The 16,116-nt window shown below is 26.0% G+C and carries 12 protein-coding genes, 1 other RNA gene and 1 riboswitch; of the genes, 8 read left to right on the forward strand and 5 right to left on the reverse strand.

Annotated features, from left to right (window positions below; translation table 4 throughout):
• Window positions 1–112: 112 nt before the first annotated feature.
• The 5 genes from C6B38_RS05040 to guaB form a co-directional block, all read right to left on the reverse strand.
• The gene (locus C6B38_RS05040) at window positions 113–697 is read right to left on the reverse strand and encodes a R3H domain-containing nucleic acid-binding protein (RefSeq protein WP_105298878.1); all 585 of its coding nucleotides are present in this window, start codon (window positions 695–697) and stop codon (window positions 113–115) included.
• A complete protein-coding gene (gene yidC / locus C6B38_RS05045; RefSeq protein ID WP_105298879.1) occupies window positions 697–1,980 on the reverse strand; it encodes a membrane protein insertase YidC in 1,284 nt (427 codons plus the stop codon). Before yidC ends, C6B38_RS05040 begins: the two co-directional genes overlap by 1 nt.
• Window positions 1,981–1,995: 15 nt before the next feature.
• The gene (gene rnpA / locus C6B38_RS05050; RefSeq protein ID WP_105298880.1) at window positions 1,996–2,313 is read right to left on the reverse strand and encodes a ribonuclease P protein component; all 318 of its coding nucleotides are present in this window, start codon (window positions 2,311–2,313) and stop codon (window positions 1,996–1,998) included.
• A 42-nt stretch (window positions 2,314–2,355) separates the two neighbouring features.
• On the reverse strand, window positions 2,356–2,490 hold the full coding sequence (gene rpmH / locus C6B38_RS05055) for a 50S ribosomal protein L34 (protein WP_004028019.1): 135 nt from the start codon (window positions 2,488–2,490) through the stop codon (window positions 2,356–2,358).
• Window positions 2,491–2,645: 155 nt separating this feature from the next.
• Window positions 2,646–4,091, reverse strand: a complete 1,446-nt coding sequence (gene guaB, locus C6B38_RS05060) for an IMP dehydrogenase (RefSeq protein ID WP_105298881.1) — start codon at window positions 4,089–4,091, stop codon at window positions 2,646–2,648.
• Between the two features lie 86 nt (window positions 4,092–4,177).
• Window positions 4,178–4,275, reverse strand: a riboswitch (purine riboswitch).
• A gap of 407 nt (window positions 4,276–4,682) precedes the next feature.
• On the opposite strand from guaB, the gene dnaA reads away from it, so the two are divergent.
• The 8 genes from dnaA (at window position 4,683) to dnaX (ending at window position 15,920) form a co-directional block, all read left to right on the forward strand.
• Window positions 4,683–6,035, forward strand: a complete 1,353-nt coding sequence (gene dnaA / locus C6B38_RS05065; protein WP_105298882.1) for a chromosomal replication initiator protein DnaA — start codon at window positions 4,683–4,685, stop codon at window positions 6,033–6,035.
• 168 nt (window positions 6,036–6,203) lie between these two features.
• Window positions 6,204–7,322, forward strand: a complete 1,119-nt coding sequence (gene dnaN, locus C6B38_RS05070; RefSeq protein ID WP_105298883.1) for a DNA polymerase III subunit beta — start codon at window positions 6,204–6,206, stop codon at window positions 7,320–7,322.
• A gap of 170 nt (window positions 7,323–7,492) precedes the next feature.
• Window positions 7,493–9,412: a DNA topoisomerase (ATP-hydrolyzing) subunit B gene (gene gyrB / locus C6B38_RS05075; RefSeq protein WP_105298884.1), complete on the forward strand. Its 1,920-nt coding sequence runs from the start codon at window positions 7,493–7,495 to the stop codon at window positions 9,410–9,412.
• Window positions 9,413–9,427: 15 nt separating this feature from the next.
• The gene (gene gyrA, locus C6B38_RS05080; protein ID WP_105298885.1) at window positions 9,428–11,890 is read left to right on the forward strand and encodes a DNA gyrase subunit A; all 2,463 of its coding nucleotides are present in this window, start codon (window positions 9,428–9,430) and stop codon (window positions 11,888–11,890) included.
• Window positions 11,891–11,892: 2 nt separating this feature from the next.
• Window positions 11,893–13,161 (forward strand): serine--tRNA ligase, encoded by a 1,269-nt coding sequence (serS, locus tag C6B38_RS05085; RefSeq protein WP_105298886.1) that lies wholly within the window; start codon window positions 11,893–11,895, stop codon window positions 13,159–13,161.
• 70 nt (window positions 13,162–13,231) lie between these two features.
• Window positions 13,232–13,322: signal recognition particle sRNA small type (ffs, locus tag C6B38_RS05090), an RNA gene on the forward strand.
• A 16-nt stretch (window positions 13,323–13,338) separates the two neighbouring features.
• Window positions 13,339–13,782 carry a deaminase gene (locus C6B38_RS05095; protein ID WP_105298887.1) on the forward strand — a complete coding sequence of 148 codons (444 nt, stop codon included), beginning with the start codon at window positions 13,339–13,341 and terminating at the stop codon, window positions 13,780–13,782.
• Window positions 13,783–13,847: 65 nt separating this feature from the next.
• On the forward strand, window positions 13,848–15,920 hold the full coding sequence (dnaX, locus tag C6B38_RS05100; RefSeq protein WP_105298888.1) for a DNA polymerase III subunit gamma/tau: 2,073 nt from the start codon (window positions 13,848–13,850) through the stop codon (window positions 15,918–15,920).
• Window positions 15,921–16,116 lie beyond the last annotated feature (196 nt).

The following is a 16,116-nucleotide window of genomic DNA, read 5'->3' on the forward strand; positions in this document are numbered from 1 at the left end:
TTATGGTTGATTTTTGTAATTTTTATTATATTATTTAATTAATAAATTAATTAATAAAGATTTGTTGCACTTCATTTTACATAATTCATATCTATTAAACCATAAAAAATAATTATTTTTTATAATTATACTTAAGTATAATTTGGCGAGTATTTTCCGAGCCAATTGACTTTGAAATTACTTCTGGAAATTTTAAAACATTAATATGAACTAATTTTCGTTGTTCTTTATTCATAACAGGTAACAATTGCTCTTTTTTTGATGATAAAACTCTATTAACAACACTTTGCACAGCTTCCATTAACATTAATTTATCATAATTAAAAATAATAATAAATTTAAAATCATTTTGAAATTTACGACTAACATATGTATGCAATAATGTTTCTAGAATAAAAACAAAATCAAAAATATTAATATTTATTTTGAAACCTTTAATATTTAATGTAATTAAAAATTGTTTATTAGAATATGAAAAAGACATCTCATAATCTTTCGTTAATAAGATATCGTTGATAATACTGTCTAAATGTTCTTTACAAAAAGAAATAATATCATTAATTTCAAAAAAGGTCACTTCTATTCGCTGAAAAAATCATTTTGTTGATAATTCAGTTTTATAAAAAAATTTTTTACTTGAATTATTTAAAAATTCTCTAATTTTTTTTTGCGACTTAAATTTTTTTATGAAAATCATTAATCTTTATTTTTTACTTTCTTATTATGTAAAGAAAATTTAGATTTTTTAGGTTTTGATTTAACCGGATTATAAGAAATTTTATCGGCATTATTTGTTTTTATTTGTTTTGTTTTTGTAATCTCAATATTTTCAACATTATTATTAGTTGTTTTTAAATGTGGCTTTCGAACAAATAAATGCTTAATTTTTTGTCCAAATGGTTCTCTGTTTTTATTTTTTTTACTTCGTTTCTTAACTCGTAAAAAATGAAATCCTAATGTTTGTAAAATTTGAATAAAGGCTGAGAAAATCCAATAAATAGCAACCCCAGACGCGATTGAAATTGTAACTACGAAGAAGACAACAATCATTACTCCTTGCATAATAAATTGCCGTTTACGTGCTTTTTCCTGTTCCTTTGTAATAACTCTTGTTTTACGAAGGTTTAAAATAGTTGGTAAAATCATTGAAAGAATTTGAATTGGCAAATATACAAATAATAAAGCTAAATAAACATAATTTCCACTAGTAATCATATCTCATGGTTTTTCAATTAAAGAAATTTGCCCAATTGTGGCCATTTTTAATTCTCGTGTTGCTCTAACAACAGTATACATCGCAATTAAAAACGGAATTGATAAAAAGGAAGAACCAATTGTTGATAATGGTGAAACTCCTTCTTTTCGATACAACTGCATCATTTCCATTTGTTGTTTTTGTTTTGCCGCCAGATCTTTTGAACCTTTATACTTGGCCTGAATTTCTGCTTGTTTAATTTGCATTAATTGCATTTTGTCTTGATTTCGTTGTGCTTTTCAACTAAACATTAAAGTAATTAAACGCACAATTAATGAAGTTAAGAACAGTGCACCAATAATTCCTGCACCATTGTCTAATCCACCAAAACCATAAATTAAATTAACTAAAATTCAAGCAACAGGGAATACAAAACAACCATAAAACGGTGAAGATGTTTTAACAAAAGCATCAGATCATGTTCTAATTGCTAAATATGGATATTCATATAATTGTCCATTTTCAAAATGAAAAAAGTGTTCTTTCCCAACATTAGCGTATCCTAAAATAATTTCAAAGAAAACTCCTGGTTTATATACTTTTTGACCAGAAACATCTAAAATTTGGGTAGTTCCATATTTTGGAACCATCATTTGCCCACAACCTCATAACATTGATATAATTAAAAAAAGATACAAGACTAATTTTGTTCATTTCCAGGCAATTGAATATCAAGGTTTTCGTGTTTTTTTCCCATCTGAGAAAATATAATCACGATAGTTCACTATTTCGCCTCCTTTTTACATTTTGATTTTCTTTAATAAAATTTCTTTATTAATTAAATAACTATTGCTAAAATATGATTTTCGAACAATGATGATTTGATCGTAACCTTCTGTTGCTGAAAAATCAAAATTTAACATACTTCGAATTTGTCTTTTTACTTTATTTCTAACAACGGCATTTCCTAATTTTTTACCGACAGATATTCCAAAACGATGATAATTAAGATCATTTCTTTTAAAATAAATAAAATAAGGGTTAGTTTTAATAAAAAAACGGTTATTTATTATTTTTTGAAATTCATAATTTTTTTTAACAATAAATTTTTTTTTCACATTTCAACACAAATAGAAAAATAAAGTATTTTATCAACTTTTTTAAGCTGATAATACTTTTCTTCCTTTCGCTCTTCTTTTACTTAAAACTTTACGGCCTGAAGCTGATTCCATTCTTGCTCGAAAGCCATGTGTTCTTTTATGTTTAATTTTACTTGGTTGTCACGTTCTTTTCATTACTAGCACCTCCTTATGATATAAATTATTAAGACATCATATGAATAATATATTAATTAATAAAAAATATCAATTAAAAAAATATTTTTTTAAAAATAAAAAAAATAGAGATGCTATGTTTCTTATCCCTATTTATCTTTCTACTTAAAATAATATTATTTTGTGTAATTTGGTGGTTCTTTGGTAATTGCAATATCATGGGGATGTGATTCTTTTAAACCATTATTTGAAATTTCCACAAACTGAGCTGTTTTTTGTAACATTAAAATATTTTTTGCACCACAATAACCAAAACCGCTTCGTACACCACCAATAAATTGAAATAAAATATCACTTAATTTACCTTTTAATAAAACTCGTCCTTCAACTCCTTCTGGAACTAATTTACGATTCTTATCTTGAAAATAACGATCAGCACTACCTTTTTTCATAGCAGCTAATGAACCCATTCCCATATATGTTTTATATTTTTTACCTTCAACAATCATTTCTTCACCGGGTGCTTCAAATGTTGAAGCAAAAACTGAACCCATCATTACAGCGTTAGCACCAGCTGCAAGTGCTTTAACAACATCACCAGAATATTTAATTCCACCATCAGCAATGACTGGAATTTCTTTTCCTTTGCAAGCCTCATAGACATCATTAATAGCTGTCATTTGAGGAACTCCAACTCCAGCAACAACTCTTGTTGTACAAATACTTCCTGGCCCGACACCAACTTTAATTGCATTAGCACCAGCTGCAATTAAATCTACCGCTCCTTGAGCAGTAACAACATTCCCAACTATTAAATCAATGGTTGGAAAAGCTTTTCTAATTTTTTGAACCATATTAATAATACCTTGACTATGACCGTGTGCTGAATCAACAACAATTACATCAACTCCAACTGCAACAAGTTTTTCAACACGTAATAATGTACTTTCATCAATTCCAACTGCTACACCAACTCGTAATCGCCCTTGTTCATCTTTACAAGCATTAGGATATTCATCACGATTATTAATATCTTTAATGGTAATTAACCCAGTTAAAATATTTTTTTCATTAACAATTGGCAGTTTTTCAATACGATTATTTAGCAAAATATTTTTTGCTTGCTCTAAATCAATCTTTTCATGAGTTGTAATCAAGTTTTTTACAGTCATAAATTTATCAACCGAAGCAGTTAAATCATGACATGCTCTAATATCACGATTTGTAATTATTCCTAATAATTTGTTTTCTTCATCAACAATTGGCAGACCCGAAATACGATACTGAGCCATAATATTTTCAGCATCCTGAACAGTCATTGTTGGTTTTAATGTTATTGGATTAATAATAAAACCGGATTCATTACGTTTAACTTTTTCAACTTCTGCCACTTGTTTATCAATTGATAAATTTTTATGAATAATTCCAATACCACCTTCGCGAGCAATTGCAATTGCCAATTTTGATTCAGTAACAGTATCCATTGCTGAAGATATAAAAGGAATATTTAACTCAATATTTTTTGTTAATTTAGTTCTTAAATCAATCTGATATGGCAAAATATCTGATTTTTGTGGAACTAATACTAGATCATCAAAGGTATAAGATTTTTTAATTTGCATGTTTCTTCCTCCAAAATATTTAATACAAAAAATTTAATAAAAGAAACATGACCATTAAAACCAATTAATAAAAGGTCTTAACAAATTAAAAATAAATTAAGACCTATAGTATTTAATTTAAGGTTAATTGTATAGACACTAGACCATATTTCTAGTATATATAGGATTATTGTAAGTATTAAATTATATTAATTATAACAAAAAAATAAAATAAACCAATAAAATTACCATTTAAATTAGATTCTATTATTGTTTGTACTTACTCATATAACTTCACTTTTCTAAAATTTTTAAAGTTTAACTTATTACTTATAAATTTCAAACATTTATTAAAAACATTCGATATTTTACAAAAATTTGCTTATTATGAAATTTTATTACTTTCCACAATAAAAAATGATTTACACCATAAAATGTTAATAATGTGGAAAACAATAAAAATATTCAATAAAAACAATGCTTTTAAAGAAAATATAAAAAATATTTAATGTGGAAAACAATTAATTTTTATTAATTTTACTCATTTTTTAGTACTTTTCCACATCTTTTATTTATAATTAATAACGATAAAAACTATTGGAGATGAAATTAATGAACACAAAAGAATTATGGATTGAAGTTAAAGAAATATTATCTCGTGATGAATCAGTTTCCCCAGAAATTTATAACTACTATATTAGTGACACAAACTTATATACTGTATCTGATAATAACTGCTTAATTACAACAAAATCAGAAATTGCAATTGGTGTTTTTGAAGCAGGATTAAATGAAAAAATTAAAAATATCTTAAAAAAGATAACTGGAATACAATATAATATTTCATTTGAATTAGAAAAAAATATCAATAAGCAAGCATCTGTAATTAGTAAAATTGACACATTAACAGAAAACAATAACCTTGCTTACTATGAAAATTATACTTTTGAAAATTTTGTTCGTGGTGATTCTAATCACGAAGCAATGCAAGCAGCTTTAGCAGTTGCTTTAGATCTTGGAAAAAAATGAAATCCATTATTCATATATGGAGACTCTGGACTAGGAAAAACACATCTATTACATGCAATTGAAAATAAGGTAAATGAAATTTATAAAACAAATAACCGAGTAAAATATTTAAAAGCTGATGAGTTTGGAAAAATTGCTATGGATATTTTAAACCAAGGCCATGAAATTATTGAAGCTTTTAAAACATCTTATGACATTTACGATTGTTTATTAATTGATGATATACAATTATTAGCAAAACGAAATAAAACAAATGAATTATTTTTTCATATTTTTAACTCATATATTGAAAAAAATAAACAAATTGTAATCACTTCTGATAAATATCCTGATGATCTAGGCGGTTTTGAAGCTAGAATTATTTCTCGTTTTTCATATGGTTTAAGTATTGGCTTAGATTCACCAGATTTTGAAACAGCACTTAAAATATTAGAACAAAAACTAAAACATCAAAATAACTTAGGATTATTTTCAGAAGAATCACTAGAATTTATTGCTTTAAATTTTAACAGTGATGTTAGAAAGTTAGAAGGAGCAATTAAACGATTATTATTTTTAGCTGTTATGAACAAAAAACCAAATGAAATTATTACATTAGCTGATGTTGAAAAGGCATTTAAAAATGCCCCCCTGCAAAATAATGAAAAAATTACCCCTAAAAAAATTAAACAAATTGTTGCTGACAATTACAATATTACTATCAAAGCAATGATGAGTAAATCACGAGTTAGTAATGTTATGCAAGCACGACAATTAGCAATGTATTTTTGTAGAACATTACTAGATGAACCATTTACAAGAATTGGAACAGAGTTCGGTGGCAAAGACCACACAACTGTGATGAATAGTGTTAAAAAAGTTGAAGCACACATTAGTACAAACAAAGAATTTAAACATTTAGTAAATGCAATTCGTAGAAAAATTGAAGGAAGATAGCACATTATTTTCCACGATTGTTTTTTAATAAAAAATAATATTATTCAAAACTTTATCAAGTTTTCCACATTTTCTACAATATAATACTAATAAATAAAAAACAATATTTTAACAATGGTATATAATTATTTATATATTACAAAATATACTAAAGTAAGGAGTAACAAAATGATTGTAAACATTAAAAGAGATAAAATATTAGATGAATTATTGAAAGTAAGTCGGATAATTTCTCAAAAGACTTTAATTCCTTCATTATTGGGAATTTTAATTGAAGTTAAAAAAGACAAAATTACTTTTACTACTTCTGATGGTGATACATCAATTAAATCAGAAATTATGGGTAATGATTTAAATATTACTCGAATTGGAAGTGTCTTAATTAAAAATAAATTTATTGTTGAAGTTATTCGTAAAATTGAAGATGAATTTATTACATTAGAAGTAGTTGAGGGCAATTTAATTAAAATTAAAGCAAATAATTTTGATTCAGTTTTAAATACATTAAACTCAGCAGATTATCCACATTTATCATTTGAGACAGAGGGTAAAGAAATAATTTTTACAAGTACAGTATTAAAAGAAATTATTTCACAAACAAGTTTTGCAATTGGAGAAAAAGAAAAGAGAATAGTTTTTAATGGTTTAAATATTAAAACAGATCAAAATAATAAAAAATTAATAATTACTGCAACTGATTCATTTCGATTATCATGTAAAAAGATTGACTATAGTAATAATTATAATTTTGATGTTATTATTCCTGGAAAATTTATTAATGAAATTGGGCGTTTAATTTCAGAAAATGATCAAGAAATTAAAATGAAAATTACTGATAAGTCAGTTAGCGTTATTATTAATAATACAATTGTTCAAACAAAAATTATTGAAGGAAAATATCCTGATACAAGTAAAGTTATTGCAACTTCCTTTAATACTTCATTAACAATCAATAATCGTGAACTAATTAAAATTATTGAGCGAGCTAGTGTTTTATCAAATGAGACGATGACAACAATTGTTACATTAAAAATAAAAGAACAAAAAGTTTTAGTTACTTCATTTACACAAGAAATTGGTAACACAGAAGAAGAAATTAGAGACTTTAAAGTTGAAGGAGCAGACCAAATAATTGCTTTTAATTCAAAATATATTTTGGATGCTTTAAAAGCCTTTAAAACAAAAGAAATTACAATTAAAATGATTGATGAAACAAAACCATTAATTATTAATGCTAATGATGATCCAACATTACAACAATTAGTTTTACCAATTCGGTCATATTAAAAACTCATTACTGAGTTTTTTTATTTTATAACTTTTTTATAGGGTTAAATTAGACACTAAAAATATAAAAATATTTTTTAGGAGAATATTTAAAATATATTTGATAATTTAGCCCTAAAATTAGGTAATAATGGTAAAATAAAAGAAAGCGGAAATGGAGAGAATTATTTATGGGTGATAATTATAATTCAGAATCAATTCAAATTTTAGAAGGTTTAGAAGCAGTTCGAAAACGACCAGGGATGTATATTGGTGCGACAAATGCAAGAGGTTTACATCATTTAGTTTGAGAAATTGTTGATAACTCAATTGATGAAGTTTTAGCTAATTTTGCTAATAAAATTAAAATTATTCTTAATAAGGATGAATCAATTACAGTTATTGATAATGGACGTGGAATTCCAATTGAAATTCACCCAAAAACAAAAGTTTCAACATTAGAAACTGTTTTTACTATTTTACATGCAGGAGGAAAATTTGATTCAAATACATATAAAATTTCTGGAGGTTTACATGGTGTAGGAGCTAGTGTTGTTAATGCTTTAAGTAAATATTTAAAAGTTGAAGTTAGAAAAAATAATAAAAAATATGTAATGGAATTTCATAATGGTGGTCAAATTTTGACACCAATTAAAGAAGTTGGTTCAACTTCAGAAACTGGAACAACAGTAACTTTTTTACCAGATGAAAATATTTTTAAAGAAACAACAATTTTTAGTTTTTCAACAATTCAAAATCGAATTAAACAATTAGCTTTTTTAAATAAAGGCTTAGAAATATCATTAGTTGATTTACGAGAAGAAGATGAAGAAAAAACTGTTCTTTATCAATTTAATAATGGAATTAAAGATTATGTTTTAGAACTAAATAAAACAATTGGGACACCATTAAACGATGTTTTTTATGTGGAAGGAATAGAAGATAATATTGTTGTTGAATTTGGTTTACAATATAATGATAATTATTCAGAAAATATTTTTTCTTTTTGTAATAACATTAATACCCATGAAGGTGGAACTCACGAAGAAGGTGTTAGATTAGCCATTGTTCGTGAAATAAATAATTATTTTAAAAATATTAATAAAAATAATAAAGGTAATGAAGATAAATTTACTTGAGATGATATTAAAGAAGGAATGACAATAATAATTTCTATTCGTCATCCTGATCCACAATATGAAGGTCAAACTAAAACAAAATTAGGAAATAGTGAAGTTAAAAAAAATGTTTCCAATATTGTTGGAAAAGGATTAAGTAGTTATTTGTTAGAAAATCCAGAAGATGCAAAAAAAATTATTGAAAAAATAAGTTTATCGTTAAAAGCAAGAATTGCTGCACAACGTGCAAAAGAAACAACACGTCGTAAGATAGTTATGGATAGTTTTTCATTACCAGGTAAATTAGCAGATTGTGAAACAAAAGATGCTAAGATAGCTGAACTTTATATTGTCGAAGGAGATTCTGCTGGTGGAAGTGCTAAATCGGGCCGAAATCGAAAATTTCAAGCAATTTTACCGTTACGAGGAAAAATTTTAAATGTGGAAAAAGCAAAACAAATAAAAATATTTGAAAATAATGAAATTAATTCAATTATTACTGCATTAGGAGCAGGTATTAAAGATAATTTTAATGATAAAAAATTACGTTATCAAAAGGTAATCATTATGACTGATGCTGATGTTGATGGCGCACATATACGAATTTTACTATTAACATTTTTTTATCGTTATATGAAAGATTTAATTGAAAATGGCAATATTTATATTGCTCAACCACCATTATATAAAATACAAAATAGTAATCAGATTCGATATGTTTATAGTGATAATGAATTAGAACTTTATAAAGAAGAATTATTAAAACAAAATAAAAATTATACAATTCAACGTTATAAAGGTTTAGGAGAAATGAATCCAGAACAATTATGAGAAACAACAATGGATCCAGAACGGCGTTTATTACTGAAAGTTTCTGTTAATAATGCATTTGAAGCAAATTTAATTTGTAATGAATTAATGGGTGAAAATGTTGAACCACGGAAAAAATTTATTCGTGAAAATGCAAAATATGTTAAAAATTTAGATGTCTAGAAGGGAGGTATAATGATGAAATCAGAAAATGATGGATATGATTATGATGGTAAAATTCGTGATATTGATATTGCTGATGAAATGAAAAATGGTTTTTTAGATTATGCAATGTCAGTTATTGTTTCACGTGCAATTCCTGATGTTCGTGATGGATTAAAACCAGTTCATCGACGCATTATTTATGCAATGTGAGATTTAAAAATGACTTACGAAAAACAACACAAGAAATCAGCACGAATTGTTGGTGAAGTAATTGGGAAATATCATCCCCATGGTGATACTGCTGTTTATGAAGCAATGGTTCGGATGGCACAAGATTTTTCTTATCGTTATCCTTTAATTGATGGTCATGGAAATTTTGGTTCAATGGATGGTGACGCTCCAGCGGCAATGCGATACACGGAAGCAAAAATGAGTAAAATTGCTGGTGAACTAATCAAAGATATTGAAAAAGAAACAACAATTTTTATTGATAATTATGATGGTAGTGAAGAAGAACCGACTTTTTTACCAGGATATTTTCCAAATTTATTAGTTAATGGTGCTAGTGGAATTGCTGTTGGAATGGCAACTAATATTCCACCCCATAATTTGAATGAAGTAATTGATGGAGTTATTGCGGTAACAAAAAATCCTAAAATAACGACCGTTGAATTAATGAAAATTATTAAAGGACCTGATTTTCCAACTGGGGCATTAATTACGGCTGGAAACGGTTTAATTAAAGCTTATGAAACAGGTAATGGGGCAATTACAATTCGTTCAAAGATTGATATTGAAGAAAATAATAATAAAAGACGAATTATTGTGTCAGAGATTCCATATCAAATTAATAAAGCAAAATTGTTGGAACGAATTGCAGAATTAGTTCGCGATAAAATTATTAATGGAATTAGTGACCTTCGTGATGAATCAAACATGGAGGGGGTTCGTGTTGTTTTAGAATTAAAACGTGATGCTCAAGAAAATGTTATTTTAAATAAATTATATAAATTAACGCCACTCCAAACTAATTTTTCGTTAAATATTTTAGCATTGTACAAAAACCAACCAAGAGTAATGGGATTAAAACAAATTTTAAAATATTTTATTGAACATCAAATTGATATTATTATTAAACGTAGTCAATTTGAATTAAAGAAAAATCGTAATCGTTTAATCATTTTAGAAGGATTAAAAATTGCTCTTGATAATATTGATGAAGTAATTGCAATTATTAAACAATCACAAACAACACAAATTGCATCAGATGCCTTGATTAATAAATTTAATTTAGTAGGTGAACAAGCACGGGCAATTTTAGAAATGCGCTTACAAAGATTAACCGGATTAGAAATTGAAAAAATTAACAATGAAATTAAGGATATTAAAGTGGCAATAACCGAATTAGAAGAAATTATTAATAATAGTGAAAAACAAATTGACATTATGATTACGGAATTAACAGAAATTAAGAAAAAATATGGTGATGAGCGTCGAAGTCAAATTATTAAAGAAGAGCTAACAGAAATTGATCCAGAAGAATTAATTCGCCGGGAAGACATTTTAATTATGTTAACACAAGATGGTTATGTTAAACGAGTATCTGATGATACTTTTAAATTACAAAATCGTGGTGGGAAAGGGATTATTGGTTTAACAAATATTGAAGATAGTTTAAAAAAAATTATTAGTGCTAATAGTATTGACTCATTATTAATTTTTTCAAATTTTGGGAAAGTGTATAAATTACGAGCTTATAATATTGAAACATATTCACGGCATGCACGGGGATTACCAATTATTAATTTAATTGCAATTGATAAAACAGAAAGTATTCAAACAATTATTGCTGTAGATGAATCAATTTCAACAGAGGATAATTTATTTTTCGTAACAAAAAAAGGTCTTATTAAAAAAACAAAAATAAGTGAATTTAAGCAAATTCGCCAAACAGGAAAAGTAGCAATTGAATTAAAAAATAATGATGAATTAGTAAGTGTGATTATTACAAAAGGATATGATGATGTTATTATTGGAAATAATATTGGAAAAGTAATTCGATTTAATGAAAAGGAAATTAGACCAATGACGCGACAATCAGTTGGGGTTAAAGGAATTGCTAATGATGCTACTGGAGAAACAATTGGGGTGAGTTCAGGGCGGTCTGCGAAATATGTTTTATCAGTAACTGAAAATGGTTATGCAAAAAAAACACTAATTAAAGATTATCGTTTAACAGGACGAAATACTAAGGGTGTTAAGTCAATTAACTTAACAGATAAAACAGGATATTTAAAATTTGTCCAAACTGTAGATGGTGATGAAGACATTTTAGTAGGAACAAAAAAAGGAAATATTATTCGTGTTTCTCTAGAGCAAATTCCATTATTTGGACGAACAACATCAGGTGTTAAAATTATGCGATTAGAACAAGATGATAAATTAGAAGTTATTGAAATTTTAAAAAAGAAAATTAACATTGAAGGAGAAAGATAAAAATGTTAGATCAAAAAGGAATTGTTGAAAATTTTGACGAAGTAATAAAAAAATTAAACCGCCGTCATGATGATTTTTCATATTTACAAGATATTAAAAAATTATCAGTTCAACGTCGCGAATTAATTGGTAAATCAGAAAAATTAAAAGAAAAACGAAATCTTGAATCAAAAAAAGTTGGAACCTTAATAGCAGAAAAAAAAGACCAAGAAGTACAAAAAAATAAAAAATTAATTAATACAATTAAACAAGAAATAGAAATAATTGATGGACAACTAGATGAAGTTGAAAAAAAAATTAAAGCAATTTTAGAAGTTACGCCTAATATTCCAGATGATTCAGTTCCTAGTGGGGAAGATGAAAATGATAATGTTGAGATTCGTAAATGAGGTAAAATCTCAAATCATCAGAAAGTAAAAGAACATTGAGAAGTAGCAACAAAATTAGACTTAATTGATTTTGATCGGGGAACTAAAATATCAGGTTCACGTTTTGTAGTATATAAGGGAATGGGAGCCAAATTGGAACGTGCTTTAATGAACTTTATGTTAGATGAACATGCAAAACGAGGATATATTGAGATTGAACCACCAATTTTAGTACAACCACAAATTATGTATGGTACGGGAAACTTGCCAAAATTTAAAGAGGATTTATATTATATTGAAAAAGATAATTTATATTTAATTCCAACTGCAGAAGTACCAGTAACTAACTTATACCGTAAAGAAATTTTGGAAAAAGATCAGTTGCCAATTTATCATACTGCTTATACACCATGTTTTCGTCAAGAATCTGGTTCTGCTGGGCGTGATACAAAAGGAATTATTCGTTTGCACCAATTTAAGAAGGTTGAAATGGTTAAATTTACTACAGAAGAAGCTTCATTTGAGGAATTAGAAAAAATGGTATTAGATGCAGAAAATATTCTCCAATTATTGGAAATTCCATACCGTGTAATCTTATTATGCTCAGGTGATATGGGATTTTCTTCAACAAAAACATATGATGTCGAAGTATGAATGCCTGGTCAAAATAAATATCGTGAAATTTCATCTTGTTCAAATTGTCTTGATTTTCAAGCACGCCGGATGAAATTACGTTATCGTGATAATAATGAAATTAAATATGTTCATACTTTAAATGGTTCAGGTTTAGCAATTGATCGTTTAATTGCTGCCATTTTAGAAAATTATCAAAATAAAGATGGAAATATTACAATTCCAAAAAAATTACAACCTTATTTTCAAAACCAAACTGTTATTGTCTAAAATGTTTCACGTGAAACATTGCGGATTTTAATAAAAAGGATATGCAAAATAAAATTCTATGCTATAATTATTTATGTCATTACAATAGTTACATTTGAAATTGGTCAGGATCGGAAGGTAGCAGCCATAAGACTAAGGACTATGTGTAATGACATTTTTTATGATAAAGGTGAATTTATGAAAGATACTACATTAATTTTCAATAAATTATATAAGTTATCACAACGAGCATATAAGAAAAAACATGTTCCAATTTCTGCATTAGTTGTTGACCAAAGTGGTAAAATTATTGCCATTGCATATAATAAAACAAGAAAAAATTCAGTAACAACGCACGCTGAGATTTATGCTTTAAATCAAGCATGTCGAAAAAAAAGAACAAATAAAATTAGTGATTGTTCAATATGAGTTACTGTTGAACCATGTATGATGTGCCTAGGAGCAATAATTAATTCAGGAATTAAAGTTATTAATTATTATTTATCAAATGAAAAATATGGTTTTTTAAAGTCTAATCATACTTTTGATGTCTCAAAATTAAAAGTTCAACATATTAGAAAATATGAAGAAAATATGATTTTAAAAGATTTAATGAAGAAATTTTTTGAACAATTAAGATAGAATATTTGTAATTAAAAGAGTAAAATAAGATTATTATAATAACAATATTGGACGGAGGCATAAAAATGGATTATATTTCTTTATATCGTAAATATCGACCAAATAATTTTGATAAAATTGTTGGGCAAATTGAAATTAGAAAAGCTTTGAAAAATGCAATTATAAATAATACATTTTCACATGCTTATTTATTTTCAGGACCACGAGGGACAGGGAAAACTTCGATTGCAAAAATATTTGCAAAAGCAATTAATTGTATTAATTTAGATAATGGAAATCCGTGTAATGAATGTGCCAGTTGTAAGGAAATAAACCGTGCCGGAGCAGTTGATGTGTTTGAAATTGATGCTGCTTCAAACAATGGTGTTGATGAAATTAGAGAAATTAGAAATAATGTCCAATTACTTCCTACAATGACAAAATATAAAGTTTATATTATTGATGAAATTCATATGTTAACTAATTCGGCTTTTAATGCATTATTAAAAACATTAGAAGAACCACCACAACATGTTGTTTTTATTTTAGCAACAACTGAAAGTCATAAGATTCCCGCAACAATTATTTCACGTTGTCAACAATATAATTTTCGTAAAATATCAAAAGTTGAATTAGAAAATAATATTATTAATATTTTACAAAAAGAAGAAATTAAATATGATTTGACTGCAATTAAAGAAATTGCCCTTTTAGCTGATGGTAGTGCTCGCGATTCGCTAAGTATTCTAGAACAAGTAATTATGTTTTCTGATCGTAATGTTACCTTGGAAAATGTGAATATTATTTTTGCAACAGTTTCAAAAACCATTAAATTAAAATTGTTAAAAGATATTTTAGAATATAAAACAACTGAAGTTTTAATCGCTAGTAAAAAAATTTACCAAGCGGGTTCTGATTTTGAAGTTTTAACATTAAATTTGTTAGATATTTTAAAAGAAATTTTTGAGTTTAAACAAACTAATAATTTAATTTTTTTAAGTTTATTATCAGAAGAGCAAGCAAAAGGATTTGCTGAACAATTAAGTTCAAAAGAATTAATTATGTTACTTGATTTATTTATTGAAGCAGCAAGTAAAATGCGAAATAGTAAAACACAAGAAATGTATTTTGAATTAATTTTATTAAAAGCTTTAGCAATCTTTGAAAATAATATTAAAAATTTAGAAGCTTTAAAATTAAGTGATTTAATGATTTTAACGTATGAAGAGGGAAAAGAAATTAATCATCATAAAACAGAACAAATTTCTATAAATAAAAAAATAATAGAAAATAATTATGAAAAAAGTCAAGTTCAAATTTTAAAAGATGATCTTATTGTAGAGAAAAAATTAAAAACCAATGATGAAGTAATTCATTTAAAAGAGCCAAAATTACCTAATAACCAACTATTATTTCATAATTTTTCATTATTTGATGATGAAGAACCTAATATTACTTCTTTTAATAACATAGAATTACAACAAGATAAAATCATAGTAGATGAAAATGATATTCAAACTAATTTTAAACAAACAAAGGAAAAAGAAAGTTTTGAAACAATTGGATCAGAACAAGTTTCTTATGGAAAAGAATTAGAAGGAATAAATGACTTGCAAAAATATCGTGATGATATGAAAAATAAAATTAATATTTATGAATTTTCTAATATTAATTATTCTAATAATCAAATTTTTAATATTTTAATTAAAGCTAGTAAAGAAGAACGAGAAAAATTTGAAAGTAAATTTATGGAATTAATTAACGAAAAAAGTAAAGTAGTTCAATTAGATAAACTAATTAGTTTCTATGATGTTAAATATGCGGCTGCATCAGAACAAGGGCTGATTATTGTAACTAATACAAAACCAGAAGCAAATTGAATTAGTTTTGAAATGTGTGATTGAGAATTTCGTAATAAGATTTTCCAAGCATTTGATTTTGATTTTATTATTATTGCCTTAAGTGAAAATGAGTGAAATAATGTTCGCAATGATTATGTTAAAATTAGACAAGCAAATAAATTACCGCAACCAACATTAATTGATGTTGAAGAGTTTTACCAAAATTTATTAGTTAAACAAATTGATAACTATGAGGAACATAAAGATGTTCTTGAAACTGGTAAACAAATTTTTGATAACATTAAGATAGTTGAATAATTGATTGGAGATTTAAAATGAATTATTAAGAATTAATTATGGAATTAAAAACTATTTTAGGTGTTGGTAAAAAACTGCTGAAAGAATTTTTAATAAATTAATTATTAAACCATCATTATTACAAACATTAGAACATGTTTTTAATGAAATAAAAAATAATTATCATCAATGTCCAATTTGTTCAACATTAATGCAA

The sequence above is a fragment of the Spiroplasma sp. ChiS genome (assembly GCF_002968355.1).
Lineage (GTDB): Bacteria > Bacillota_I > Bacilli_A > Mycoplasmatales > Mycoplasmataceae > Spiroplasma > Spiroplasma citri.